General features: G+C 57.2%; 25 protein-coding genes and 1 pseudogene. 8 read left to right on the plus strand and 18 right to left on the minus strand.

All coding sequences use genetic code 11. The annotated features are described in order from the left end of the window. Both K1X75_13720 and K1X75_13725 read right to left on the minus strand, forming a co-directional pair. Positions 1-485: pseudogene (locus K1X75_13720) on the minus strand (hypothetical protein). Between the two features lie 477 nt (positions 486-962). After that, on the minus strand, positions 963-1,565 hold the full coding sequence (locus K1X75_13725) for a transcriptional regulator (GenBank protein ID MBX7059120.1): 603 nt from the start codon (positions 1,563-1,565) through the stop codon (positions 963-965). 223 nt (positions 1,566-1,788) lie between these two features. On the opposite strand from K1X75_13725, the gene K1X75_13730 reads away from it, so the two are divergent. Continuing rightward, positions 1,789-2,712 carry a hypothetical protein gene (locus tag K1X75_13730; protein MBX7059121.1) on the plus strand — a complete coding sequence of 308 codons (924 nt, stop codon included), beginning with the start codon at positions 1,789-1,791 and terminating at the stop codon, positions 2,710-2,712. A 19-nt stretch (positions 2,713-2,731) separates the two neighbouring features. On the opposite strand, the gene K1X75_13735 is transcribed toward K1X75_13730, so the two are convergent. The 10 genes from K1X75_13735 to K1X75_13780 form a co-directional block, all read right to left on the minus strand. Beyond that, entirely contained in the window at positions 2,732-4,168 is a 1,437-nt protein-coding gene (locus K1X75_13735; protein ID MBX7059122.1) for an EAL domain-containing protein, read from the minus strand. Between the two features lie 83 nt (positions 4,169-4,251). Further along, entirely contained in the window at positions 4,252-4,968 is a 717-nt protein-coding gene (locus tag K1X75_13740) for an energy transducer TonB (GenBank protein MBX7059123.1), read from the minus strand. 3 nt (positions 4,969-4,971) lie between these two features. Beyond that, positions 4,972-5,397, minus strand: a complete 426-nt coding sequence (locus K1X75_13745; protein ID MBX7059124.1) for a biopolymer transporter ExbD — start codon at positions 5,395-5,397, stop codon at positions 4,972-4,974. 42 nt (positions 5,398-5,439) lie between these two features. Further along, the gene (locus tag K1X75_13750; GenBank protein ID MBX7059125.1) at positions 5,440-5,790 is read right to left on the minus strand and encodes a MotA/TolQ/ExbB proton channel family protein; all 351 of its coding nucleotides are present in this window, start codon (positions 5,788-5,790) and stop codon (positions 5,440-5,442) included. Between the two features lie 579 nt (positions 5,791-6,369). After that, the gene (locus tag K1X75_13755) at positions 6,370-7,248 is read right to left on the minus strand and encodes a hypothetical protein (protein MBX7059126.1); all 879 of its coding nucleotides are present in this window, start codon (positions 7,246-7,248) and stop codon (positions 6,370-6,372) included. Then, positions 7,245-7,799, minus strand: a complete 555-nt coding sequence (locus K1X75_13760) for a GNAT family N-acetyltransferase (protein MBX7059127.1) — start codon at positions 7,797-7,799, stop codon at positions 7,245-7,247. Before K1X75_13760 ends, K1X75_13755 begins: the two co-directional genes overlap by 4 nt. Positions 7,800-7,855: 56 nt before the next feature. Then, the gene (locus K1X75_13765) at positions 7,856-9,886 is read right to left on the minus strand and encodes a long-chain-fatty-acid--CoA ligase (GenBank protein ID MBX7059128.1); all 2,031 of its coding nucleotides are present in this window, start codon (positions 9,884-9,886) and stop codon (positions 7,856-7,858) included. Beyond that, positions 9,883-10,383, minus strand: a complete 501-nt coding sequence (locus tag K1X75_13770) for a hypothetical protein (GenBank protein MBX7059129.1) — start codon at positions 10,381-10,383, stop codon at positions 9,883-9,885. Before K1X75_13770 ends, K1X75_13765 begins: the two co-directional genes overlap by 4 nt. Further along, entirely contained in the window at positions 10,380-11,615 is a 1,236-nt protein-coding gene (locus K1X75_13775; GenBank protein MBX7059130.1) for a hypothetical protein, read from the minus strand. Before K1X75_13775 ends, K1X75_13770 begins: the two co-directional genes overlap by 4 nt. A gap of 2 nt (positions 11,616-11,617) precedes the next feature. Next, positions 11,618-12,760: a hypothetical protein gene (locus tag K1X75_13780; GenBank protein ID MBX7059131.1), complete on the minus strand. Its 1,143-nt coding sequence runs from the start codon at positions 12,758-12,760 to the stop codon at positions 11,618-11,620. A 248-nt stretch (positions 12,761-13,008) separates the two neighbouring features. Here K1X75_13780 and K1X75_13785 point away from each other — a divergent pair, with 248 nt between their 5' ends. The 3 genes from K1X75_13785 to K1X75_13795 all read left to right on the plus strand — a co-directional run bounded on the left by K1X75_13785 (position 13,009) and on the right by K1X75_13795 (position 14,904). Further along, complete coding sequence (locus tag K1X75_13785; GenBank protein ID MBX7059132.1) at positions 13,009-13,311, plus strand: hypothetical protein; 303 nt, start codon at positions 13,009-13,011, stop codon at positions 13,309-13,311. Positions 13,312-13,449: 138 nt separating this feature from the next. After that, the gene (locus K1X75_13790; protein MBX7059133.1) at positions 13,450-14,124 is read left to right on the plus strand and encodes a 1-acyl-sn-glycerol-3-phosphate acyltransferase; all 675 of its coding nucleotides are present in this window, start codon (positions 13,450-13,452) and stop codon (positions 14,122-14,124) included. A 42-nt stretch (positions 14,125-14,166) separates the two neighbouring features. Next, positions 14,167-14,904, plus strand: a complete 738-nt coding sequence (locus tag K1X75_13795) for a M48 family metallopeptidase (GenBank protein MBX7059134.1) — start codon at positions 14,167-14,169, stop codon at positions 14,902-14,904. A gap of 5 nt (positions 14,905-14,909) precedes the next feature. On the opposite strand, the gene K1X75_13800 is transcribed toward K1X75_13795, so the two are convergent. Then, on the minus strand, positions 14,910-16,121 hold the full coding sequence (locus K1X75_13800; protein ID MBX7059135.1) for a hypothetical protein: 1,212 nt from the start codon (positions 16,119-16,121) through the stop codon (positions 14,910-14,912). A 168-nt stretch (positions 16,122-16,289) separates the two neighbouring features. Between K1X75_13800 and gyrA the strand changes: the two genes are divergently transcribed. Continuing rightward, complete coding sequence (gene gyrA / locus K1X75_13805) at positions 16,290-18,845, plus strand: DNA gyrase subunit A (protein ID MBX7059136.1); 2,556 nt, start codon at positions 16,290-16,292, stop codon at positions 18,843-18,845. A gap of 88 nt (positions 18,846-18,933) precedes the next feature. After that, a complete protein-coding gene (locus K1X75_13810) occupies positions 18,934-19,533 on the plus strand; it encodes an HNH endonuclease (GenBank protein ID MBX7059137.1) in 600 nt (199 codons plus the stop codon). Here K1X75_13810 and K1X75_13815 read toward each other — a convergent pair. From K1X75_13815 to K1X75_13835, 5 genes are read right to left on the minus strand one after another with little or no spacing between them, the layout of a single operon-like run. Further along, on the minus strand, positions 19,530-20,525 hold the full coding sequence (locus tag K1X75_13815) for a hypothetical protein (GenBank protein ID MBX7059138.1): 996 nt from the start codon (positions 20,523-20,525) through the stop codon (positions 19,530-19,532). The two genes, K1X75_13810 and K1X75_13815, sit on opposite strands and share 4 nt — an antisense overlap. Positions 20,526-20,528: 3 nt before the next feature. Continuing rightward, positions 20,529-21,278: a 3-deoxy-manno-octulosonate cytidylyltransferase gene (kdsB, locus tag K1X75_13820; GenBank protein MBX7059139.1), complete on the minus strand. Its 750-nt coding sequence runs from the start codon at positions 21,276-21,278 to the stop codon at positions 20,529-20,531. Positions 21,279-21,330: 52 nt separating this feature from the next. Next, positions 21,331-22,023, minus strand: coding sequence for a 7-cyano-7-deazaguanine synthase QueC (gene queC, locus K1X75_13825; protein MBX7059140.1), 693 nt, complete (start codon positions 22,021-22,023; stop codon positions 21,331-21,333). Further along, a complete protein-coding gene (gene queD, locus K1X75_13830) occupies positions 22,020-22,403 on the minus strand; it encodes a 6-carboxytetrahydropterin synthase QueD (protein ID MBX7059141.1) in 384 nt (127 codons plus the stop codon). Before queD ends, queC begins: the two co-directional genes overlap by 4 nt. Beyond that, positions 22,396-23,199 carry a 7-carboxy-7-deazaguanine synthase QueE gene (locus K1X75_13835; GenBank protein MBX7059142.1) on the minus strand — a complete coding sequence of 268 codons (804 nt, stop codon included), beginning with the start codon at positions 23,197-23,199 and terminating at the stop codon, positions 22,396-22,398. Before K1X75_13835 ends, queD begins: the two co-directional genes overlap by 8 nt. Positions 23,200-23,262: 63 nt before the next feature. Between K1X75_13835 and K1X75_13840 the strand changes: the two genes are divergently transcribed. Both K1X75_13840 and K1X75_13845 read left to right on the plus strand, forming a co-directional pair. Then, entirely contained in the window at positions 23,263-24,645 is a 1,383-nt protein-coding gene (locus tag K1X75_13840) for a hypothetical protein (protein MBX7059143.1), read from the plus strand. Further along, a complete protein-coding gene (locus tag K1X75_13845; GenBank protein MBX7059144.1) occupies positions 24,620-24,865 on the plus strand; it encodes a hypothetical protein in 246 nt (81 codons plus the stop codon). The genes K1X75_13840 and K1X75_13845 overlap by 26 nt, the downstream gene beginning before the upstream one ends. Positions 24,866-24,870 lie beyond the last annotated feature (5 nt).

Here is a 24,870-nt window from a genome sequence, read left to right on the forward strand (position 1 = left end):
TCGACAACCACCATCGTTCCGTCTTCAAGATAGCCAATGCCTTGATTCTCGTCCTTTCCTTCCTTGATGATATCGATGACGATGTCTTCTCCGGGCAGGACGACAGGTTTAAGGGCGTTGGTCAGAGTATTTAAATTGAGCACTTCGACGCCCTGCAGCTCGGCTACTTTATTCAAATTGAAATCGTTGGTGACTAGCTGCGCATCGAGATCCTTGGCGGCGCGTACCAGCTTGGCATCGACTTCGCGAGTATCGGCGTAATCCAGGTAGTTGATTTTTACCACGATGTCCGTGCGCTGCTGCAGCTTGTTTAGCATATCCAGGCCGCGGCGGCCGCGGTTGCGCTTGATCGGATCCGGGCTGTCGCTTATCAGCTGAATCTCTCGCAGCACAAAGTTTGGAATGATGAAGGGTCCTTCCACGAATTTTGTTTCGGCGATATCGAGAATACGGCCGTCGATCACTACGGATGTATCCAGCAGCTTGGCTCGGCTTCGACCGAATTCGCCTGATTCGCCGACAGCGCTGCTTTCCACCAGGCGCAGTTTGAAGGCGCCGCCCAGAAGCATCCCCGCCATCCCAGACAGCGCGCAAAGCACTCCATAAAGGAAGGCCGATGCGGCCGCGCTTTCGTAGCCAGCCAGCAGTACCAGCTCGGAAAAGAAACTTCCGGCGATCGCCCCGACAGCCAATCCGGCTACAGCGCCGGCTAAACGACCGACATCGAGTCCCCGAAAGATAACATCAAGGTAGAGGGCAAAGCCCGCCAGCAAGGCGGCAGCGACAGCGAGGCCGACGCTCAAGTTCGAATAACCGGATTCCAGCCATCCGGCAAGGTATACCAGGCCTCCCACCGCTACTGCGGCAGGAGCTCTCAGGATTTTTTTCATAGATCTCGTCCATCCTGCGATAGTCGAGCTATGGACTCTATGCCAGCTGCCAGCCCGCCGTCGAATCCCCGATCAGGAAAGCGTTTCCGATATCAGGTTGCCCGCTTCCTCAACGCTAGCGCCCCGCGTTAGAGCAATCTCATGGGAAATCAGATTGTAAGCCTGCTCATAGAGCCGACGCTCCATCAGCGATAGCTCTTTTTCCCGGGCGCGCTTGTACAGATTGCGACACACTTCCGCTACGGAGTAGATGTCGCCGGATTTCAATTTCGCGGTATTGTTCTGATAACGGATCTTCCAGTCTTCCTCCGTATCGACCTCGTCCTTGCGCAACAAATCCAGGACTTTTTTCACATCTTTCTTCTGGATAATCGCACGTATCCCGATCGCGCGTGCGTTCTCGACGGGAACCATGACGCGCATCTTGTTGCTGGCGATTTCCAGGATGTAGTAGTCCTTCTTCTTGTTCAGAACGCTCTGCTTCTGAATGGCGCTAATTTGCCCCACGCCGTGCATGGGATAGACCACGTATTCTCCCGGAGAGAAACCTTCGTCGCTCCGCCGTACGGCGGACGCAGGTTTCGATTTCCGGGGTTTTGTTTTCGATTTGGGCTGAGCTTTGGGCTTCGCTTTCGCTTTGCGGGCTTGCGGCTTCTTGCCTCTAGCAGCTGGCATATCTTGTCCAGAATAGCTCTTTGGAGAGATCACAGCAGACATAAGCCGACTGTCAAGAAGAAATGCGGAAACCCGACCCCGATGCGGCAATCTGGCCGAGGGATCACTATTTGATAGACAATTGTCACTTTTTGATACCGCTGGTCGGCGATTGCCCGCCGCCCCTCAACTTCTGCCTCGCTTATGTCACGCCGCGATTCGCGGCAGCGATAGTACACCCTAGATGAGCCTTTCCTCTCGCCAACAAACGCGCGGGATCTTGCGGCTGCCCGATGCGTCCCTGGCATTGTTCCTTTGCGCCGCACTGTCGCTGGCCCTTGAGCCTGCCGCACTTGCTGCCAACGAGGGGATCACCGGCGCCGAGGCGCGCTCGCTGCTGGCAGTGGAAACGGGAATTCGCCTCAACGAACGATACTTTCAAACCATCAACGCCGCCCTTTCCAACTATGGCGACGAAACGGAGCGCCAGGTTTTTCGCCGCTCAATTCACCGCCACATTCAAGGGGAGATTTCCTATCGAGCCCTGCACTACAATGAAGCCCTGCGAGAACTGCAGAAAAGCCAGCTGCTGCTGATCCAACTCTATGAACGAATCATCGACAAATCCATTGAGGAGAACAGAGGGCTCATTGGCCGCTTTGCACCGCGCGTTTTGAATGAAGCCGGACCTATTCGACGCAGGAAGTACCTGCAGCTGGGCCTGCGCGACAATGCGGTTGCAGCACGCTTCCGATTGATGGAAGCGAATCGCTTTCCATTGCTAATCCAGGTACGACTGACGGAACTCGAGGAGTCCTTTAAGCTAACTCGACAGGCTCGTCGATTCTACGTTTTGCTCAGCCTGGAATTCGAATCGGTAGCCAAGCCCAATGATCCAGAAGGCCTGGACTTCAATGAAATCCAATCGTTGATCCTTTCCGGATATCCAGATCGTCGCGGCGAGATGCTACTGATCCACAGCGACAACCACTTTCGCCTGGGTACGGAAAGCCACGATCTCTTTGAAACATACTGGGGAGATCCCGACTTTAGCGCGCTGGAGTCGCCGCTGGCTGGATTTCGTGAGCGCCCCGAGGATTTTCTTCGCTACTTGCCGGCCGCCGGGACGCCCGCCCACTACGCGCCGCGGCGCTTTCCCGTTGATTGACGTTTCAGTACCGACCAATTCAGGAATCGGCGGAACCGGCGCCCTCTGCCGGCAGCAGGCCAGCTTCGCGCGCCACTTGAAAAATGTCGCCGGTTTCGCGCTGGCGATCCGCCAGATCGGCGTCGCTGAGAATCTGAATTACTGTATCTTCGGGCAGGTCGCGCATCTCAGCAAATCGCAAACGATATTCTGTAACCGGCATTTTGGAGCAAAACATGTTCGCCTGGTACTGGTGGATGTGCAGTTCCAGCAAAAATTTCAGCGTATCGACGTCTTCGACTGCTTCCGCTGTAATCAGGGCCTCGCGGTTATCGGCAAGACGTTTGCAATAGGAAATGAACGCCAGGTTATCCAGAAACTTTGTCCGATCTTCATCTGGCTTAAACTTGAAACTGATCGGGTCCAGTTTGAATTCCTTGATCATCTGGCCCAGGTCGAGAATTACCTGGTGGCTCTGACTCTTGACGCCGAAGTCGTCGGCCGCAAAGGTAATTCCGAAATTGTGAAATTCCTGGCAAACTTCCTTCAGCTTCTTGCCAGTCTCTTCGTAAGGTTTTTCAACCAACTCGAAGCGCACATTGCGAGGGTTGAGACCGCGTGCATGCAGCAGACGATTGAGTCGCACCACGCGTTCGCTTTGCGAAAAGGTATCCAGGATAGTTTGCGGACTGATATTGAATTTGAGCACGCCCGGCGTCTTTTCGCAGGCGATGATCAACTTTTCCAGGATCAAGAGCTCAATCCGCTCCAGATCCTCATCTTCGGGAATATCGCTGATCAGTTCGTGATAGCCCTTGTAGAGTCCGCCGCCTACAAAGACCTCTCCGCCCTTCACAGTGAAGCGCCTGGCGCGGTGGTCGTAGTAGACGGTTGGCTGAATGACCGCCTCCTCGGCGTTGCCGGCAAAATATGTATTCGCTCGATTGAAGTAGGTCCAGCTCCAGCGAATCAAATTGTCGCGTAGATTCTTGGCCGAAGAGCGCAGCAGTACATCCAGTATTTCGTTGGAATTGGAGATGAAGTTGCACTGCGTTCTGGCGACGCCAAAACCAAAGGTGCACAAGCGTTTGCGATGCACCTCTTCGTGCAGCTTTCCAATGGCGTTGTCAATATTTGGCGCCCGCCCGGCATCGACGCTTTGCAGCGGCGCAATGCCCAGGATCAAGGCCGAGCGCATTGAATCAAAGTAGTAATGGTGGTCGACTCCCTGATCCAGGATGGGCCCGAGGCGTTGGTTGATCAGGTCGACGAAATCCTGCATCGTCACTCCGCCCACATTCTCGAAACGAACGATGAACAGCGGCTTGCCCCGATTGGATTCAATAAATTCGCGTTTGAAGCGTTCAATATCGCCAAACTGCACCAGGACATTGGCCGTCGAAGCGAGGGAGTCGCTGCCAAATAGAGAATCGTCTGCAAAAATCGATGCGTCGAGGTTGGCGGGGTCGATGGCCATGAGACTGCAGCGCGCCCAGGGCGCGGCGGCAGGATCAGGCCGATCGGATCGCGAGGTGTCAAGCGCGCTTTGCGACCAGCAGGCTATTGCAGCACGAAGTTGACTGGCTGGATGAACTTGATAGTCACTGGCTTGCCGTCCGCCCCCCGGCTCGGCGCCCAGCGCTTGCGGCGATAGGCGGCGGCGGCGGCGCTGTCCAGCAGCGGGTCAATGCCTTTGGCGACCCTTACCCGAAGCGTGCTGCCGTCGTCGGCCACCACAATCTCCAGAAAGACTTTGCCCTGCAAGCCCCGGCTGCGCGCCTCGGCGCTGTACTCGGGGACAATTTCGGGACTCAGGTCGACCGGCGGACTGACGCCGGAGGCAAAGGCCTGCACGGCGCCGGCCACACGCGGGTCTTCTCCGTCCTCGGCGACTTTGTCCTTGTCGCGCACGAACTCGTTGCCAAAAATCTCGTCGATTTCGAGTACCGGCGCTGCGCGACGGTTGGGTCGCAATGCTACGACGTCGCCAAAGTTAAACTGCGCGAGGGCCATCTCGTCGAATCGGCGATCGCCAAACCAGGACAGCAAACCGCCAACAATCAACAGGCCGGCGACGGTTAGCGGCGCTCCAAATCCAAGTCCAGCATTGATCAGCCAGACCCTGTGCCGCGCCACGAAGGAGACGCGTTGGCGCAGCTCAAAACTGTTGGATAATCCGGGCAGAACCTGACGACCATCTGCCAGACGGATGCCATCCAGATGAACGGCGGCATGATCGCTCTGGTAGCTCGCGGCCTGTCGATTGCGTTTGGACATGGCTCAACGTCTGCCGGGTCGATTGGAGTCGACGGCCAGACCAACCTTTACGATGCCCGCCTCCTTGACTGTATCAAGTACGCTGAGAACGCTCTGGTAGCTGGTGGCGCCTTCCGCCCGCATGATCACTGCCAGATCGGGTTGAATCTGCTTCTGCGCGCGCAACAGCGCCGGCAGCGTGGCCGGATCGATCGGACGATCATTCCAGAACAGACGTCCATCGGGATGGACCGTGATGTTGACCTTCTGTGGCTCCTGCCGCACGCTTGCAGCATTGATATTCGGCAGTTTAATCGGAATCGTGCGGTACTTGGTAAACTCGGCAGTAATCATTAAGATGATTACGATCACCAGCATGATGTCAATCAACGGAACAACATTGATGCCGGAGATTTCTCCGTCGTCCGATTGCGAAGGTCCAGCGGCCATATTTTGCTCCCGATTGGTTGATGATACGCTAGAGTTGATCGACTAGCGCGGCGTCGATAGACGAATTGCTTTTAGCAAGCTGACAATTTCCTCAGCCATGGAGACTTTATTTCGGGCGCCTTTGGATAGGCCGTTGTAAAATATGACTGTCGGTACTGCGGCGATCAGTCCGGCAGCTGTCGCGATCAAGGCGGATGATATTCCCTTCATAACCACCGAGGGACCGGCGTCGGCGCCAAGGTCAGCGAGGTCGCCGAAGGCCTGCATGATTCCCAGTACAGTGCCCAGCAGGCCGATAAATGGTATGTTGTTGCCAAGCGTATTCAGGATCACCAGTCGCCGCTCCAGGTTTCTTCGCTCAGCGGTCAGCGCGGTGTGTGCGTACTGTTCCATGGTTTCAACGCCGAACTCCCAGCCCTTCAATGCCGAAGCAGCGACCCGTCCCTCCAGTCCAAACTTTTCCTGTCCGATTTCGGCTGCAATCTGGTCAATTGGAAGGCGCCTTTCGTGCAGACTTTCGGCAAGGTACTGAACCAACTCAGCGTTGCTGCCACGATTCTTTCGATAGATGATATAGCCGCGATCGACAGCAACAGCGATCACAAGAAGTCCCAGGCCAATAATTACCCAGATGGCGGGATCGCGATACCATTCCGAATCCAACTTCAACGACTGATTGTCGTTGGCCGGCTGGTCTTGCCTTTCCTCGCCTGCTGGAGCGGCCTGTTCCGACGCTGCCGGTTCGCTTTGCGAAAATAGCGGTCCCTGCAACGAGAAGGTTGCAACAACGAGACCGGCCAGGATGCCGACCCGGACCAGATGACGAAATTTCATGAAAGCACTCCTGCCCTGGACTGGGTGCCGAGCATCGTGCCACTTCGTGACAGAGTGATGACAAACAGATCACAACTGCCTGGCGATCGTATCTCATACCGCTGCCGCCGCAGGCGGCGGAGCTTCAACCCGGACTGCTCAATCAACAAAGCGCAGCATAACGTCCCCGCGTTCGACCTGCAATTGTTGTAGCGCTTTGAGCATCCCCGTGCGTCCGATGCCGGCCTGTACTCTGTAGCTGGTCTCCCGCCAGCCGATCATCCGATATCGCTCGGCGCGACTCAGTAGCGCCGCGTAGAGGCGGTCCAGACGTTCCTCCTCCGGTTCGCCGGAAAGCTGCAAATGATCGGACGCAATCCGATTGTCCTCCAGCCTGCGATCGGGAAAGCCCAGCATTCCAGAAGGCGGGGGGTCCGGCAAACGAATGCGATAGGGGGATGCGTAGAGGTCAAAATTTTCACTGCCGCGAACAAGTTGAAATAGAAACGGCGTTTCCGAGTCGGGCATCTCTTGCGGACTGATTGGCTCCAGGTGGTTGAGCCGTAAGAAAATATATTCCGGCAATACGCCGAACTCCAGCAATCGCTCAAAAGCTAATTGCTCTACATCCTGATAGAACGGCATCATCGGCGGCGAGACCGACGCTGGCGATTGGATGGTTTGAAGTGTTGTTCCGCTTTGCCATTCGATCATATCCAGCGAAAGACTGTCGCCAGAGAGCGCAAACCAGCATGCGTCGCATTGCAGCTCCGCCGACAGTTGCTGCGCAAGTTCGCGATCGAACCAGAAGGAGGAGCTGTCCAGAAGCGCGATCACGCCATTGGCGCCCGGCAGCAGCAAAGTCAGCCGCGCCTTCTGTAGAGAATTGGCTGTAGAGAAATAGGCTGAGTCGTTCTCCTCAAAATCCTCAAGGCATGCCTCGGTGCGACTCCAGGCGACAAGATGCTGCCCCAGTGTCTGGATCAATGGCCCCATGGCCGCGCCGCGCAGGAATATCTGGCCAGTGGCTACGCTCACTGCCGCGCCCGCCCGCGCCATTCTTGTTCCAGCAGACTCATGCTTCGTGCGCTCCACCATTGGCCATTTACCAGCAGAGTCTCGCGCAGCAGCCCTTCGCTTCGAAATCCAAGCGAGTCGTACAGACGTAATGCCGGTCGGTTCTGCTCGTAGACTCGCAGATCAATACGGTGCAAACGCAAGGTCTCAAAACCCATTTGCAGGGCGGCCGAGACCATCATTCGACCGAGACCTCTGCGCCGAAGAGTATGGTCGATCAGGATTCGTGCCAGCGTTGTGTTGCGCTGGGCATAGTCGATGCGACCAAATTCAAAGTAGCCGCTGAAGCGTCCATCTTGCTGGCGTCGAAACACAAGACAGAGGCGCCGCGGCTTCCCGGGAAATCGCAATCGCAAATGGCGCGCGAAGGCTTCACGCCGTAGCGGAAAGCTGAAGTGCGGTCCGGACCACGCGGCAAGCGCCTCCGGCTCGTGGAGGTTCTGGCGCAGTTGCTCGAAATCGGTTTCCAGCGCCGTCGAAAGTTCTGCGGTAGACGCCGCTGTACTGGCCATGACAGTCCCAGCAGACAACTACGCCGTACAACTGTCGAGCGCGAGTTGGTCGGCGCTCAGCCGCCGTGGCGCGGCCGAAAGTGAACAATATCGTGGAGATTGCCGCGGCGCTCGGCCGGCGGACGCCAGACAGCTTCGACCTGGAGACCGACGCGCAGATCTTTTTCGGCAATTTCTCCTACAATATGATAGATATCGTTGTTGGACCCGTCCAGGCGAATGTGCGCGAAGGTATAGGGCGGCTTCAAGGGCTGCCCGGGAAACTCCATGTAGACGGTGGTGAAGCTGGTTAGCTGGCCGGAGTTGGGAAGCTCCACCCAATCCATTGCTTCGACGAAGCAGAGACTGCAAAAGGATCGCGGGGGGCATTGCACGCGCTTGCATTTTGGACAGCGCGTGCCGTAAAAGCGCCCCTCATAAGCCATTCCCTCATAGAAGCGAGCCATTGCCTTGCCATAGACCCAGCGATAGGGCACATGGACATGACCGGGCACGCGATTGATCAACTGCTGATTGCCGGCGTACTCCTCGATAATCTTGTGCTTCTGAATCTTGCCCGTAGCGGTGCGCGGCAGGTCGTGAACGATCTCCAGAATGCGCGGGCGCTTAAATTCAGCAACCTTCATGCGAAGGTATTTGCGCAGGTCTTTGTCGCTGGCAGCGGCGCCCGGACGCAAGATGACAAAGGCGGCCACTTCTTCGCCGTATTTCTTGTCTGGAACGCCCACCACCGCGGCATCGAGAACGGCCTCATGCTGATAGAGGACCTCTTCGATCTCTTTGGGATAGATGTTTTCCCCGCCGCGAATGATCATCTCCTTCTTGCGTCCGGAAATAAAGTAGTAACCTTCTTCGTCCCGATAGCCCAGATCGCCCGTATGCAGCCAGCCATTGGTCAACGCTTGCTCGGTCGCCTCTGGATTATTCCAGTAGCCGCGCATGACGTTGGGCCCGCGGATTACGATCTCGCCAATTTGTCCATCGGGAAGCGGTTTGTTGCCATCATCCCAGATGGCCATTTCCTGTCCGGGGATGGCGACGCCAATGGATCCTATCTTGCGCTCTCCGTGCAGCGGATTCAGTGAAGAAACGCAGGTTCCTTCCGAAAGACCGTAGCCCTCAAGGATGCGCGCGCTAAACTTTTGTTCAAATTTTTGAAAAACTTCAACCGGCATCGGCGCGGCGCCACAAATGCAGGCCTTGAGAAAATCCAGTTTCTCGCCTTCGGTTTCGGTCATTTCATTGAGGTAGTTGTAAATCGTCGGAACCCCGCTGAAGGTCGAACAGCGGTACTTGCGCAATGTATCAATGAAGCTGCGCGGCTTGAACATCTCTTCCAGCACCAGGGTCGCCCCGGCTTGAAGACTGGACATGACTGATGCGATTTGTGCATTCACGTGGAAGAGCGGCATGATGCAAAGGCTGACATCGCTCTGTTCGAGGCTGATCAGTTGGTGTGCGACCAGACTGTTGTAGAGGAGGTTAGCATGGTCGAGGGTAACGCCCTTGGGATGTCCGGTGGTGCCGGAGGTATAGATCATCACCGCCAGCGTACTTTTATCGATCTTGAGTTGCGGCGCTTTCGCGCTGGCCAATAGGGGGCTGAGCGCCGTCGCGTCCGGGTAGTTCGCCTCCGCTGCTTCGGGTCCCACCAGCAGCGTCTTTTCAATGGATTGGATGCGATCCCAGACTGGCTCCAGCAGTTTCCGATAGTGTGGCGTCGTTACCAGCAAAGGAGCGCCGCAGTCGTTTAAAATGAATTCCAGTTCTTCTGACTTCAAAAGCGTGTTGATGGTTACGGCGATGGCGCCGGCATGCATCGCGCCGAAGTAGGCAAAGAGACAATCGTCTGAGTTTGGAATCAGAATCGCAACGCGGTCGCCGGGTTTGACTCCACTTGCGACAAAGACCCCGGCCTCCTGCTGTATTCGCCCTCGAAACTCGCTGTAGCTGTAGCTGCGATCCTGAAAGATCAGATAGGTCTTTGTCGGATACTGCCTGGCGCGGGATTCCAGAAGTTCATTGACGGTCTCAAACTCGGACTCAATGCGCAGAGCGGGGCCGGCTCCTTGAGATTGCGAGCTCATGCTGCGCCTCCGGTCGTTGCTGGAGTAAAGAAGTCAATGTCTCGAATGGTTCCGCTGCGCGGTTCCTTCCAGCGAATCTGTAGCGCGGCGCCGGGCTGGAGCGCCATAAGCTCAGCGCGCGACGCGACAACCAGATGAATAAGATCGGTGTCGGCGCCGGGAAATCGTATGGCGGCGAGCATGTATGGCGGCTTCAAGCCTTCGGGAAGATTCCAGGGCGCCCGGTCAACAACCGTTCCGGCCGAAAGCGTTGGCTGTCCTTGCAAGGTCAAATAGCGATCCATGGCAACTGGCGCCGCCGGCGACCAGGCTTGCGGCGGAAGAAATACCCGGGAGGTCCGCGGACAGCGCACTGCAAGGATTTCACGATCATCGCGCAGCCGGGTTAGGAATCGGCCAATGACCGGGCCGGGATTCCAGATATAGTCGTTATCGATTTCGCCGGGCAACACCTGAATAGCGCGACGCTCCGCTGGTTTTTCCTGATCCTGGCTCATCGCTCTGCTCCAACCGTGCGACGTTCAGCACGCTTGCGACGCGACAGTTCAAAGTCTTGCTCGCCGCTGAGAATCATGACCGTGTGGAATTGAATAGCGCCGCCCCAGCCATGGGCCAGTCCAATCTCGGCGCCCTGCACCTGGCGATCGCCAGCTCGACCCATCAATTGCAGCGCAACTTCCGCCTGGCGAATCATTGCCGACGCGCCAATTGAATTATTGGATAGCACGCCGCCCGAGGGATTCACTGGCAATTTGCCGTCCATGCGGATTGCGCCCTGGTCCACGAGGTCAGCGCCGTGACCGCGTTCCACAAGGCCCAGGCCCTCATACCAGATCAAATGCTGGCTGGTAAAGGCGTCGTAGATTTCCAGAACATCGAGTTCTTCCAACGGCTTCGTAATCCCAAGCTGTGAATAGCAACGACGCGCCGCTTCGCGCTGAGCGATAGGATTGGACCAATCGCGATCTACATAATTGTAGCCCTCGGAGATTGTTGCTACGGCCTGAATCCAGGCTTTTGGCCGCTCCGATTCGCGCGCTTTTCGCGCGCTCTGGATCACCATTGCGCAAGCGGCATCGCTGGTCGGACAGCTATCCAGCAAGCGCAGCGGCGTGGACAACCAGGCCATGCCCAGCATCACCTCTTCGCTGATTTGCGGCAATTTTAGCTGCGCGTTGGGATTGTTCAGCGCATTCTTGCGCATCCATGCGCCGATCTTTGCAAAATGGCGTTCATTCACGCTCGGAAATTGGTTCTGGTAGATGCGCGCCTGATTGGCTACAGCCGAGGGAGCGCCAGCCGCAAAGTCGCGTCCCATGGTTGGCGCATAGACCAAACTCAAACCCTTTTGCACCGAAGACTCGCTGAGTTTGTCGCCGGAAACGACCAACACGTTGTCATAGAGGCCTGACGCGGCCATGTAGTAGCCGGCAATCCCGGTTGATGCGCCAACGGTTCCCCCGGTTTGAATCCTGCAGTGTTGCTTACCAATACCAAAGGTGTGGTCGGTGGCCCACAGGTCCGGTTCGTTGACGCCTTCAAAGTATTCTGGACCGCTGCCAAAAACTACCAGATCGATGTCCTCCGGTTGCAGCTCGGCATCCTTCAATGCAAGCACACACGCTTCATGCATCATTTCCGGAAAGTTGACGTCGCGACGCTTCAGGCGCGTGATGGTCTGCCCTACGCCGGTTACAGCAGCCCTGGCAACTTGCTTTGCATCGCCCATCCTCAGGCCTCCAGCACGTAGACAATATTGGCCTGCATGGCCAGTCCTGCCTGGGCATGCGCCAGCGCGCGATGCGCCTGTTTGAGCTGAACAGCGCCAGCCTCTTGCCTCAACTGTAAACTGGCTTCGAGTATGCGCCCCAGACCGGAGGCATAGATAACATGGCCGGACAGAGCGCCGCCCGATGGGTTGATCGGACGCACGCCCTGGGCCGTCGTTGCACCGCTGCGCACATCCTCCAGCGCGCTTGCGCCGTATTTGAAACCCATCGCCTGCGCCGTCAAAATTTGCTGGTGTGCATATAGCTCGTGGATTTCAACAAAATCGACGCTATCAATTTTGGTCCCGGCCATGCGCAGGGCCTGCGCTGTGGCAAGCTCCGCCGAAGGCGCCCGCGTCAGATCGCGATAACCGGGATAGTAGGCGTCGCTGGACATGCCGAAACCTGTTATCCACGCGGCATTTAGTTTGCGTTCACGTATGAATTCCTCTGTAGCCAGGAAGAGGACAGTGCAGCCATCGCCAGCGCGCGCGGCGGTGGCCTTATTGATAGGCGATGCGATCGGCGCGGCAGCCAGCGCTTGATCCACGCTCATCGCAACTCCCTCGCCGGCCATACTGCGCGGGTTAAGCGCACCCCGACTGCGATTGACCGCCGCTACTGCGGCAAAGTCATGCGCCGTCGCGCCGGATTTTTGTAAGAAGAATTGCGCCTGTAGTGCGGCGATGGAGTCGCCATCAGCGCCTACCGGACGCAGATAAAAGGGATCCGCGCCCATGCCGCTCATTGCGCTGGCGCTGCACTGTGTTGCCTTGGACTGCGCGACGATCATACAGCAGCGGAATTTCCCGGAGAGCAGCTTGATTAGCCCGTAGTGAAGCGCCCAGGCGCCATCGCGTTCCACCTTCGATTCGTCCTTCATGAAGGAGCCGGCCGGCTCCACCGTATACACATGCTGGATTGAGATTCCATCCATCACATCGTCGCCCGCCTGGACAACCGTGTCGATGTCATCAAGCGCTAGACCGGTGTTTGCGAGCGCCTGACTGACGGTAAGGAATACCGTGTCCTCTATGGAAAGGTCGAGGTTCTCGCGCTCCTGGCGAATCGCCTGGCCAACAATGCCAATTCGTGCGGGGATCATCGTCGCTCCGGCAGCCAGCCCAATATTGATTGACTTGTCAGTCAATGAAAAAGCAGGCTGCCGCAACGGCGGGTCCGGCGTATCGTGTTCAAGGTCGCTTCGATTCGGTCATTGCAGCAAAGACTCCGGAGCCTCGGCGCATGGTGCAGATCGCCGGCAGCCATTGCGACGATGCTTCTGGCTGCGGCGCCTGCCTGAATTTGTGAGAATGCATTCATGGAGCAAGCTTCAGAGACCTGTCGGGCAAGATGAACGAATACATTGAAATCGTAAGGTTCCGCCTGAATGCAGGGATTTCCGAAGAAGACATTCTGGCGGCGGAGTTACATATGGCTGCCCATCTTAGCAGCAACTATGCAGGATATTTGGGCCGCCAATTGCTGAAGTCGGAGGATGGCGCCTGGACAGTACTGCTGCGTATGGCTTCAAAAGAGGCAATGCAGGCCCTGCTGACCGCTTTGAAGGAAGATAGGTCGGACGCGGTTCGAAATTATGTCCGCTGTGTTAACCTCAAGGAAGCGCGGATCGAGTTCTATTTGGCCGTCCGTTGAAGTTCTAACGAGTCATTTCCGCCTGTCTCAATTTTGATTGCGGCCCCGATAGCGCGGAGCGCCGAAATTTGCCGCTACCGGGCGCTACATTTTTTGCAACCAGCGACGGGGCTTTGCAGTCCTAAGCCAGGTATGCCAATGAGCGCTCGCAATCTGGCTCGTTTCGGTCATCCCGGGCAATCGCTTTTCCTTTCGGCCCTGTGGAATGCGGTGGTGAGCATTGCGTATGCGCCTTTCTACCGCGTCCGTGTGCAGGCCGAAGCGCAGATCCCTGCAAGCGGTCCAGTACTGATTCTCTTCAAGCATTGGTCGTTAGCGGATGTCCCATTGGGCAAGTTGGCCATCACGCGCAACAATGGGCGTCATTTGTGGTGTGTAATGAAAGAATCGCTGGCTCGCGGTCCTTTTGGAAGATTGATTTTGAAGGTAGGCGGTATTCCAATCAACCGTGACAGGCCGGAGCGCAGCCGCCGCGATTTGATGCTGGCGCGCCATGTCCTCAGCAATGGCAATATGCTCTGTGTTTTCCCGGAGCAAACGACTGTTCCCGGACGCATGGCTCGAGGTCGGGCGCCAGGCTTCCGCTTTATTACTGCAGAAACGAATCAGGCATTGCCGGTTGTCTGCATTGGCATTCACTACAGACCTCGTCGGTTTCGCCGAACACAGGTCGATATCCGCATTGGCGAAGCGCTGCTTTTTCAGCCCGGCGATGATCCCGAAGATTTTCTGCACCGAGCCATGCATAAAATTGCTTCGCTCTCTGAACTGCAGTATCACTTTGAAAAGTCCGCAGCGCCAGTTGCATCCTGAATTTGAGCTTGTACCAGGCAGACCGCCGATTCCAATTGCGCTGTGGCCTTCAACGCCTCGCCCCAATCTATTCCGCAGCGCCGGAGCAGTAGCAGCCTCGAGTTTTCCATCGAACGACGGCGCGGTCGCCGCCGCATCGCAGTCTGCGTTTCGCCTGGCGGCCAGATCACCGTGCGTGCACCGCTGCGCACTTCGCTTAGAGAATTGGAGGAAATAGTAGCCAGACGCCGTGACTGGATTGTGCTTCAGCAACAACGGCAGCGAGCGCGGTTTCCTGGCCTGGCTGAAAAGCTATTTAAGTCCGGCGAAGTCTATTTGCTCGGCGGCAAAGAATTGCGCCTGGCGGTCTGCATTGCAGCCATTCGCCGCTGCCAGACCAGCAGCAACGGAAGGGAGATCCTTATGCAGGCGCCGTGTACTGCTCAAATCGTGGATCGCCGGCGCTCGTTGCTGAATTGGTACCGCGCTATGGCCACGAGCGACCTTTCACAAGTCGTAGCCAGATGGTCGCAGCGAATGGGCCTTCAACCGGCCGCCGTTTTAATTCGAGACCAGCGTTCGCGGTGGGGAAGTTGCAACGCCAGGGACGAATTGCGATTGAACTGGCGCATCGTGCAGGCGCCCGGCCTGCTGCAGGAGTACGTTGTCGTCCATGAGGTGGCGCACATCCGCCACAAAAATCACGGACCTGCTTTCTGGCAATTGGTCGCAGCTCATATCCCTGATTTCCGCGAGCGTCAGAAAGCGCTCCGCCAGCTGACGCCTTACCTGAGCTGGTAGACTTTTCAATTCTGATCTGGTCGTTCAGTCGTTTGAATATTAGAATGACCGTGCAACGCTCCATAGCCATAGGAAAATGGCAGAGCCGGTCGCGCTTCGGCGGCGTAGGCAGCGCGCAGGTCGGGTTGATCGGGAGTGAAGGGTTGATCGCGTAAGCGCGTCGCGCTGCGATAGGCGCCAAACAGTCGGACCCTCCGACCCGCCTGTATCAGATAGCGATAGGGAACGCCGCTGTCATCTTGAATGCCGCTAACAGCTCGCTGCGCGAGAAAGCGCGCCAGGCGTTCGTCTTGAGTGCGATGGAGATGGTAGGAAGCGGACTTCAACAAATAGGAAAAGGCGCCGAGACCTTCCAGGAATTTCGCACTACGCGTTTGTGGCGTCAATAATTCATCGCTGATCCATAGGCGCAGATAGGCCAGTTCCCGCTGATTCGACTCTCCCTCTCGAATAAAGCGAATTCGCAACCCTTCTGGAGCATAGTCCGGGTCGCGCAATCGCTGTTGCAGTTGCTCTGGAGTGAGCGGCGCCGTTTCTGCGTCCGCCGGCTGTAGCTCCCCATTGCTATCCAGGGCTACGCGCGTGACCGATTCAATGCGGCAGCCGCTGCGCGCCAGCTCCAGTAAGAGCACGGCCAGCAAGCCCCGAAAGCGATTGTCTGCAAGTTGGGCGCGCATCACAAGCGTGCGCAAATAGTTGTCCTGGCCCAGGCTGACAATCGAGTTGTGCAAACGGGCCAGCGCGGATTGCCGTTGCGCCGCGTTTAGCTCGCGAGGATCCGGGATCTTGCCAGGCTCTTCCAGCGACACCATGACATAGCGCCGTGCGTCGGGATACCAGCGTAGGAGATTGAATGCATCCGCCCCGCTGAAAAAATAGAGGGCGCTTGAAGCTGGCTGAGGAGGCGCGTTTGAATTCCGCCAGCTGTCGATCGGCGCGCCGCTGCGCTGCATGATTCTGGTCCAGAGTTGATCTTGATTCCGCCGGTAGTTCTGGTAGGCCCGCTCCTGCTGCAAGGGCGCCAGCGGCGATTCGGCGCGCAATTCGAGGCCGGCAAAGTAGCGCGCCAGATCGTCCCAATCTGAGGAAAGGGGCGCCGCGCCGGCGCCGTGCGGCTGGCAGGCCAGCAGGATGACGGGAACAATCCGCCAGATACCAAGACCTGGTAAGCGGCGAGGGGCTGAGAGCCGGCTGGACTTATATTCTATTTGATTCATCAGGACAAATCCACTGCCGGAAAGAGCCAGCAGTTGCAAAGAAAAAGCGCACCCGTTCTGTCAAAATCACGGCGAGTATCTTTCAGGTAAAAACCAATTGCCGGGGCGCCCCTGGCGCGGGACACAAGCCTGACGTCGACTTCGACGCACCCCAACTGAAGCGATACCATGGCCAAGAAAAAGGCGATCAAGAAAGCAGACTCCGCACCGCGCGGCGCCAAAGCGGGACCCAGTCGTTCCGGCAATGAAGCCCATCTAACGCAGATCGTGCGCACGGACATCCAGGGCGCCCTGGCCCGCGGCCAACGTGTGGTCCCTGTGGATATCGAAAATCAGATGAAGGAGGCCTACCTCGACTACGCCATGAGCGTGATCGTGGGACGCGCACTGCCCGATGTGCGCGATGGGCTGAAGCCGGTGCATCGACGCATCCTTTTTGCCATGCACGAGAAGGCGTGGCGCCAGGATCGCGCCTTTGTCAAGTGCGCCAAGATCGTAGGCGAGGTAATTGGCAACTTCCATCCGCACGGCGATGGCGCAGTCTATGACACGCTGGTCCGTATGGCTCAGGACTGGACGATGCGCGCCCCGCTGATCGATGGCCAGGGCAATTTTGGTTCCATCGACGGCGACCCGCCGGCCGCCTATCGTTACACAGAAGCTCGCCTTACAAAGATGGCCGAAGAATTGCTTCGCGACATCGACAAGGAGACAGTCAACTATAACCCCAATTTTGACGCCACACGCAAGGAGCCCGTTGTACTTCCGGCGGCCTTCCCCAATCTGCTGGTCAATGGCGCCAGCGGCATTGCCGTGGGTATGGCGACCAATATTCCGCCGCACAATCTGCAAGAGGTCATAGCGGCCACCAAAGCCCTGATTGAGAACCCGAAGCTAAGCGCGGAACAACTGTTGAAGTACATTCCCGCCCCCGACTTTCCTACCGGCGGCATCATCATCGGCGGCGAAGGATTGAAGGCGGCTTACACCACCGGTCGCGGCCAATTCCGCATCCGCGCTCGAGTCGAAATCGAGCAAACCTCTCGCGGTCGCGATCTCATCGTCATTACCGAAATTCCTTACCAGGTTAACAAGAAGACGCTGCTCGAGAAAATTGGCGAGCTAATTCAAAACAAGGCCGTCGAGGGAATCGCCGACATTCGCGATCTTTCTGATCGCCATGGGATTCGCGTTGAGATCGAGCTGAAGAAGGAGGCAAGCGCCCAGATTATTCTCAATCAGCTGTACAAGCAAACGCAGCTGCAGGTCAGTTACGGCGTCATTCTTCTGGCTCTGGTCGGCGGACAGCCGCGCGTCCTGAATGTTAAGGATATCCTTACCGAATATATTGCCCACCGACGCGAAGTCGTCATACGTCGAACGACGTATGAATTGGCGCAAGCTGAAAAGCGGGCCCACATACTGGAGGGCCTCAAGATCGCCCTTGATTTCATTGATGAAGTCATCAAAATCATTCGCGGCTCGAAGACCGTAGACGAAGCCCGTGAAAAACTGATCAAGCGATTCAAGCTCACCGAGATTCAGGCTAACGCCATTCTCGATATGCGGCTCCAGAAACTGACCAGTCTCGAATCGCAGAAGATCATTGAAGAGTTGAATCAGCTCAAGGAACAGATCAAGGACTACAAATCCATCCTTAAGAGCGAGGAGCGCCAGTACAAGATCGTCTCCGATGAATTGGGCGAAGTTGGAAAACAGTATCCTGGAAAGCGCGCAACGGAAATCGACCATAGCTCCGTCGATACCACTAATTTCGAAGTCACCGATCTTATTGCTGATGAAGACTGTGTGATTACGATAAGCGAAGACGGCTTCGTGAAACGCATGGCCGTCGACAGCTTCCGTCGTCAGCGGCGAGGCGGTCGCGGCGTCAAGGGCGGCAGCGGCGCCAAACGAGAGGACTATGTAAAGCGCATGCTGGTGGCCTCTACGCACGATACTCTGCTCCTCTTTTCGAACAAGGGCAAGGTATTTGCCTTAAAGGTTCACGAACTTCCCGATTCCACGCGCGAGGCGCGAGGAAAATCACTGAAGGCTTTGATCAATCTGGCGCAAGATGAAAAGATCAGCGCGCTGGCGGCCACCCGCGAATTTGGCCAGGATCGCGCGATTGTCATGATTACGCGCCAGGGCATTCTGAAGAAGTGTGATCTGGAGATTTTCCAGAACACCCGCAAAGGCGGAATCATTGCGCTCAATCTTCGCAAAGAGGATGAACTGATCGATGTTCGCCTGGTGGGTCCGCGCGACGATATCATTGTCGCCTCGCGCCTCGGAAATGCATTGCGAACCAACCTGGCTAAAATGCGCAGCCAGGGGCGCAACGCCGCCGGAATCATTGGGATGCGCCTGGAGAAAGAGGATTACGTCATTGGCATGGACATGGTTCGACCCAAGACGCAATTGCTGGTGATCAGCGAGCGCGGTTTCGGCAAGCGAGTGCCCTTCAACAATTTCCCGGCCAAGGGTCGCGGCGGCAAAGGGATGACCTATATCAAGATTACCGAAAAGAACGGTCCGGCGGTGCGCATATGCAGCGTGCTGGACGATGACGATATTGTCATCATGACCACCAGCGGGATGACGCTTAGAATGGTGGCCAGCGAGGTATCTTCCATCGGGCGCGCTACCGTAGGCGTGAAGCTGGTGAATCTGGCTGACTCTGATGCAGTGCGCGATGTTGCAATCATGAGCGACGAATAAGCGCTTGCCAGGCGCCAGGGCGTCATTTCAAAACGGTAGCGAACGGGTTAGCTGCGCCCGGCAGCGCGGCTGACGTCGTCGGACTACGATGGACGGTCTGTTGCATCAGTCCGTGCTGGTGCTCAATGCGGGCATGGCGCCCATTGAAATCTGCACGGTGCGCAAAGCAATCCTCGACATTTTTCGAGAGATCGCCTTTGCCGTTGTTGATTCCCCGCATATGCTGCGCAGTCCCTCGCTGAGCGTAGCCGCTCCACGCGTTATCTCCCGACGCCACTACCATCGGCTGCCGCGCCGCAAACCGCCGTTGAATAAGTGGACGATTTTCCAGCGCGACGACCATACCTGCGCCTACTGCCGTCGGCGATTTGCGGCTGCCGATCTGACCGTCGATCACATCACACCGCGAAGTCGTTGGCAGAGGCTCATGAGCGATCCGCCGCCCTATCTGTATCACTCCTGGCGCAACGTGGTTGCCGCATGTTCCCGGTGCAATTCCATCAAGGGCTCGCGCCTGCTGGGCGAACTGGGCTGGCGACTGGAGCGCGCTCCGCAAGAACCAGAGTGGATGCCGCATTTGGTCATTTCCAGGCGTCGCGCCGAACGCATGGGTTGGCTGGAATTTTGCGCTTTCAATGTCAAACTTGTTGATGATAGCGGCGATTCTGGGCCTGCCGTCACGGACTAGAAGCTGTCAGTGTCCGGATCGCCATCGCCGTCCCGCGCACTGAAGGACGCGGGTGCGGCGCCCGGCGATGACCCGCCTTGATCGATGCCCTTGCGCACCTGAAAGATCTGGTTCAGTCGAATCTGGCACATGCGTCGCAGTTCCGACATATCTTTGACGAACCTCTCCAGCCGCGTATCAATGTCCAGGCGTTGTTCCATTAAGCGGACCGTGTCGCGGATGAATCGGAGGTCATCCTCTCGAGCAATCTTGTGCGTCTTGATCAGCCAGCGAACACGGTCGAACTCATATTTGCGAAAGTGTATTCGCACCAGAAATTGAACGCCATACTTGCGCACCGCGTCGCCCCAGCGACCGCTTTCATCCATTTGCTGAATACGATCCAGCTCGCCGCTATCAACGGCGCGCTGACTGCGAGGATCCGGGGCTTCCGGCGTAATTGCTTCACTCTCTTCGACTGGCGCCAATCCTGGAATCAGCTGTTCCAGACGGTTGCGCCGCCAGACGTCGGAGAACTCCGACATGCTCTGCGCCAGCAAATTCTCGTACTGCTGCAACATCAAAGCTACGTTTAGACTGCGTCCGAGGTGCGTGTTGTTAAAAGTACGCGCCTGCGGAACGAGTTCGCGCATTACCGAGCTGGCGCCTTTACGCCGGTAAAATTGTTGCTCATGTGCGGCTTCCAGGTCCAAGAATGCTACCTCCCGAACCTGGCGAATGATTGTCGGTTCCGCCACGACATAGCCGTAAACGCCGTCGATCATCAGATTGTCGTCGGGCTCCACCATTGTAATCGTGAATATGTAGTGCGCTTCAGTCAGCAATCGCAGAAACTCGCGCATTTGCTCCGGCGAATCTACAATATCCGAGACGTAGCGCCGGTACATGCTGTCGCTGACCGGCAAAGGGTGGTCGCGTTGCGTTTTGCCCTCGTTGATTTCTCGAATTCGCTTGGCAAGTTCCAGAATCGCTACGCCGGGAGCTAAAGGCATACTTTAGCCTCCGTCGATCAGACCGCGGCGGGCGAAGAGCGACTTGATCTCTGCCAGATCCTGAGGCGTGTCCACTGCCGGGAGGGAATCTTCCGCCAGGTATACTCCAATCTGGTAGTCGTTCTCCAAGGCGCGTAACTGTTCGAGCGATTCGGTCTGCTCCAGTCCGGAAGCTGGCAGGGTTCTAAAGCGCAACAGGAAATCTCTCTGATAAGCGTAGATGCCCAGGTGCAGGTAGACCTCCTGTTCGGCGCGATTGCGCGGGAAAGGAATTAGACTACGGGAAAAATACAGGGCGCGCCCGCTCTTGGAGAGTGCAACCTTGACGCGATTCGGTTCGAGCGGATCTTCTTCGCGCTTGAATGGTCGTGCGGCGGTTGTCATTTCCCATTCGGGATGTCGAACCTTCAGGGCCGTCACACCAGCGATCAACGCCGGATCAATGCCGGGTTCGTCGCCCTGAATGTTGACAAGGACATCGAAGTCCTTGTAGTATTCGGCCACCTCGGCCAGTCGATCGGTCCCGCTTTTGTGACGGTCAGAGGTCATCAGCACCTCTCCGCCAAAGTCGGCTACCACCCCGCGGATGCGCTCATCGTCGGTTGCAACTACAACTTTTTCCAATTCGGTGCAGCGGACGGCAGCCTCATACACCCATTGCAACATTGGCTTCTTGCCAATCATTGCCAGCGGTTTGCCGGGAAATCGCTCCGAAGCGTATCGGGCTGGAATCGCGCCAAGAACACGAGGCATGCTGGGATGGATCTACAAGCCCCTCGCAGAACTGTCAACAGTCATCCAGGCTCTAAGTTTGAGAAGGCGGTACGGCCGACAGCGGATCGTCCACTCCAGCTTCAGCGAAACCGCGGCGCCGCAACTGGCAACTGTCGCACCGCCCGCACGGTCTGCCATCAAGCCCCGGCTGGTAACAGCTGGAACTGTACTCATAGCGAACTCCGAGCCGCAGTCCGCATTGTATAATCTGCGCTTTGTTCAGTTTAATCAAGGGCGCGTGCAGTTTGATGGCCCGTCCCTCTACGCCATCCCTGGTAGCCAGACGGGCAAGCGTCGCAAAGGCCTCCAGGAACTCGGGACGACAATCCGGATAGCCGGAGTAGTCGAGCGCATTGATGCCCAGAAAAATATGTCCGATCCCTCGCGACTCTGCCAGCGCGAGAGCGTGCGCTAGAAACAGCGTATTTCTGGCCGGCACATAGGTTACTGGAATCTGATCGTCTATCGCGCGATCGAGCGGCACCGCAATATTTCGATCGACCAGCGCTGTTCCGCGAAACAGACGTTCGTCAATCTTCAGCGTTAGCATTTCTGCGCCGATGCTCTCCGCTTGCCACGCGGCGCAACGCAATTCGACAACGTGACGCTGCCCGTAATCAAAGCTCAACGCGAGTGGGGCGTAGCCTTCGCTTTGCGCAATTGCCAGAACTGTGACCGAGTCCAGACCGCCGCTGAGCAGCACAATTGCGCCGGGAGCCGTCATCCACGATACACGGCGCGAGATGTGCAGGTTTCATGAACTACAATCTCAATCATCTGGGGCAGGGCCTTGTGCAGTTTGCGCCATAGCCAGACAGCCAGGCATTCGCTGGTCGGGTTGCCCAAACCGGATATTTCGTTTAGATAGCGATGGTCCAATTCATCGTCGACGATGGGTCGCACCGCCTTGCCAATCTCGCCAAAGTCAATCAGCCAGCCCACCTGGGGGTCAATCGGTCCGCGCAGTCGGACTTCGAAACGAAAGGAGTGTCCATGCAGCCGCGCGCATTTGTGACCCGCAGGCGCGCCCGGAAGCAAATGAGCCGCTTCAAATCGAAATTCCTTAACAATTTCAACTACCGGCGTTTCCGTTTTATCAGACACCGGACGCCTCCGGTCCCCAGATCCATTTGTGTAGCTGCGTCTGCATTCGAAGCTTGCGACCGCTCCTTAGAATCCAGGAAGCGACATCGGCCAACGCTGGACCGCCCCATACCGGGGATATCAGAACCTCGAAACGATGATCCAGCTCTTCCTTTTCAATCCACAGCAGCGCCGCATGAAAATCTGTTTCGTCCGCTACAACAAATTTGATTTCATCGGTCGGTTTCAAGACCGTCAGGTTGCCCCGGAAGTCGCGACGCGCTTCTCCTGAAGATGGAAGCTTGATGTCCATGATGATATGCAACGCCGAGGGCAGTCCGGCGAGCGGGAGATGTCCCCCGGTTTCCAGCAGAACGCGCGGAGTTGGCCGGCGTGCAAGCAGCTCACTGCAGAGTTCGATCAACGCCTCTCGCTGCAGCAGCGGCTCGCCGCCGGTGATCTGAATCAAATCAACGCCTTCGGGAAGATCGGCCAGTATCCGATGGCGAGAAATCCAGGCGCCCTGGCTCCACGCTTGAGGCGTATCGCACCAATGACAGCGTAAATCGCAGCCTGCCAGGCGGATGAAGTAGCAGGGCAGACCGCTGTGAGCGCCTTCGCCCTGGAGCGAAAGGTATCGCTCATGCAAACGAAGAAAATGTTCGTCGGAAACGCCCGGCCGCCCGCCTGCCAGAGGCTGTTCGGCCTGAATCATCCGCTCCGCGGAAAAGGCGCTGCCGCTCATCTGCGTCCAGGATAAGTGGAAGGGGAAAGAGGGCCAGCAGAATGCGATGTCGCTGCGGCCTTTGGGCGACATAAGCTAGCAGCAGAACGCCTGATTCGCTCAGTCACAAACTCGACCCACGGTTCATCCCTTAGAGTGACGCTTGTAGCGCTTCTGATTCTGCTGGCGATGATTGGCATCGCTCTTTCTGGTCGAAACGCGCTTTCCCAGGGTCAGTCTCCCCCTGACGCGATACTGGAGGGACGTTTCCTGGCGCAAATCAAGCTGCTGGGCGAGTCTCTGTGCGCCGCCGGCGCAGATTGGCCGGAGCGCTTGCTGGCTGAGCTTCCGGCGCGTAACGCAGCGCTGCTCTGGCGCTCCGCAGCTATGAAATCTTTTCGCGCTTTGCATTCTCGATCGGCAGCGCCCTCTGGCGCTTCGACAGAAGCTTTCGACCACTGTAGCCTGGCCGAGCGCGCGGCTAGCCTGGCAGTTGAGATGGAAGAGTGCAAGTTGCTCGCGGCGGTTGTCGACTGGAACCTGCAGGCGACGCCAACAGAACCCGGTGAAAAAGTAGCGGCTCGAATTCTGATCTGGCTGTTCCCTTCTGGCGATCCAGGCGCCGGCGCACCCTGGCTGGCATTAGCCTGCTTGTTTGATGCCGACCAATGGTTGCCTGGCGAAGAATGCCGAAATGCATTTCTTATCGAAAGCAGAAGTGGATTGGAGAATAATCTGAGCTTCTTGCGCTGGCGAGGCGCCCAGCAGTCTCCGCTGCAGACGCAGCGAAGCTTGATGCAGAATGCGAGCCCTCCCCGCTCGCCAGCGTCGCCCGCGGCCATGCATCAAGCGCTGGCCAGAGCCGCACATGACCTGCGCACGCCGCTGTCCGCGCTGACTCTGGCCCTGGAGGCCGAGATTCTTTCGTCGGGAAGCGTGCAGAAAGATACTCTTCTACGATTGCGTCGGCTGCTGAGGCCGGTGGAACAATTTGCTGACGATCTGCAGGCTTTGGACGGGAGGGAGCAACGCCTCCTGCCAGCGGAAATTTTTGCTGCATCAGGGATTCTCAGCGACGCTGCCGAAATACTCACACCGCTCTTACACCAACGACGCCTGACAGTACAATGTATACAGTCCCTGCCCGCTGGCGATCTGTTCTGCTACTCGCATCGCAGTTCCGCACTGTCTATCGTCCTCGGTATTTGTCTGAGTCTGGCAAGAAACGCCCTTCCCGGCGGAGTCTTGAACCTTTCGATCGAGAGCGGGCGCCGCTTTGTTCTCTTTCGCATCAGCGACTCGCGATCTGGACCGCTGAGCGCTGAAGCGGTTATCGATCTTGCGCGCTGGAATATCGGTCCGGGCGGCGGCGGTTGGGGGCTCAGTGTTTTCGCGGCCCGGCGCCAGGCCTTGCGCATGGGCGGTCGCCTGTTCAGCTCCAGCGATACCGCGAAGGGTCTGCAATTTTTGCTTGTACTCCCGGCCGCAACAGAAAATCTACGGGAGAGCGGCCATGAGTATCATTCACATGCGCAATGACACGGGCCGACGCTGTGGCAGCTTTGTCCGATATGAATACGGGGCCGACTTGTTTGGCTTTTTTTACCTGGATGTTGTGCAAGGGAGAAAGCACCGGGTAAGACGAGTCCGGCAGCTGCTCTTCGACAACCCGCGCGACTTCATCTGCGTCCTGGACCGCGACCTGGATCGTCGTGACAATCTGAACTACGTGGCCATCGCAGCAGCCGGCAAAAGCTGAGCCAA

The organism is Leptospirales bacterium, assembly GCA_019694655.1.
Classification (GTDB): Bacteria; Spirochaetota; Leptospiria; order Leptospirales; family Leptonemataceae; genus SSF53.

Coding starts and splice junctions, on each gene's coding strand:
- K1X75_13835 (MBX7059142.1), bottom strand. CDS start 23,199: ATGTCGCCCAAAGGCCGCAGCGACATCGCATTCTGCTGGCCCTCTTTC.
- K1X75_13785 (MBX7059132.1), top strand. CDS start 13,009: ATGAACGAATACATTGAAATCGTAAGGTTCCGCCTGAATGCAGGGATT.
- K1X75_13740 (MBX7059123.1), bottom strand. CDS start 4,968: ATGTCCAAACGCAATCGACAGGCCGCGAGCTACCAGAGCGATCATGCC.
- kdsB (MBX7059139.1), bottom strand. CDS start 21,278: ATGCCTCGTGTTCTTGGCGCGATTCCAGCCCGATACGCTTCGGAGCGA.
- K1X75_13780 (MBX7059131.1), bottom strand. CDS start 12,760: ATGATCCCCGCACGAATTGGCATTGTTGGCCAGGCGATTCGCCAGGAG.
- K1X75_13735 (MBX7059122.1), bottom strand. CDS start 4,168: ATGGCCATCGACCCCGCCAACCTCGACGCATCGATTTTTGCAGACGAT.
- K1X75_13725 (MBX7059120.1), bottom strand. CDS start 1,565: ATGCCAGCTGCTAGAGGCAAGAAGCCGCAAGCCCGCAAAGCGAAAGCG.
- K1X75_13790 (MBX7059133.1), top strand. CDS start 13,450: ATGAGCGCTCGCAATCTGGCTCGTTTCGGTCATCCCGGGCAATCGCTT.
- K1X75_13810 (MBX7059137.1), top strand. CDS start 18,934: ATGGACGGTCTGTTGCATCAGTCCGTGCTGGTGCTCAATGCGGGCATG.
- K1X75_13745 (MBX7059124.1), bottom strand. CDS start 5,397: ATGGCCGCTGGACCTTCGCAATCGGACGACGGAGAAATCTCCGGCATC.
- K1X75_13770 (MBX7059129.1), bottom strand. CDS start 10,383: ATGAGCCAGGATCAGGAAAAACCAGCGGAGCGTCGCGCTATTCAGGTG.
- queC (MBX7059140.1), bottom strand. CDS start 22,023: ATGACGGCTCCCGGCGCAATTGTGCTGCTCAGCGGCGGTCTGGACTCG.
- K1X75_13775 (MBX7059130.1), bottom strand. CDS start 11,615: ATGGGCGATGCAAAGCAAGTTGCCAGGGCTGCTGTAACCGGCGTAGGG.
- K1X75_13750 (MBX7059125.1), bottom strand. CDS start 5,790: ATGGAACAGTACGCACACACCGCGCTGACCGCTGAGCGAAGAAACCTG.
- K1X75_13845 (MBX7059144.1), top strand. CDS start 24,620: ATGAGTATCATTCACATGCGCAATGACACGGGCCGACGCTGTGGCAGC.
- K1X75_13800 (MBX7059135.1), bottom strand. CDS start 16,121: ATGAATCAAATAGAATATAAGTCCAGCCGGCTCTCAGCCCCTCGCCGC.
- gyrA (MBX7059136.1), top strand. CDS start 16,290: ATGGCCAAGAAAAAGGCGATCAAGAAAGCAGACTCCGCACCGCGCGGC.
- K1X75_13765 (MBX7059128.1), bottom strand. CDS start 9,886: ATGAGCTCGCAATCTCAAGGAGCCGGCCCCGCTCTGCGCATTGAGTCC.
- K1X75_13760 (MBX7059127.1), bottom strand. CDS start 7,799: ATGGCCAGTACAGCGGCGTCTACCGCAGAACTTTCGACGGCGCTGGAA.
- K1X75_13730 (MBX7059121.1), top strand. CDS start 1,789: ATGAGCCTTTCCTCTCGCCAACAAACGCGCGGGATCTTGCGGCTGCCC.
- K1X75_13815 (MBX7059138.1), bottom strand. CDS start 20,525: ATGCCTTTAGCTCCCGGCGTAGCGATTCTGGAACTTGCCAAGCGAATT.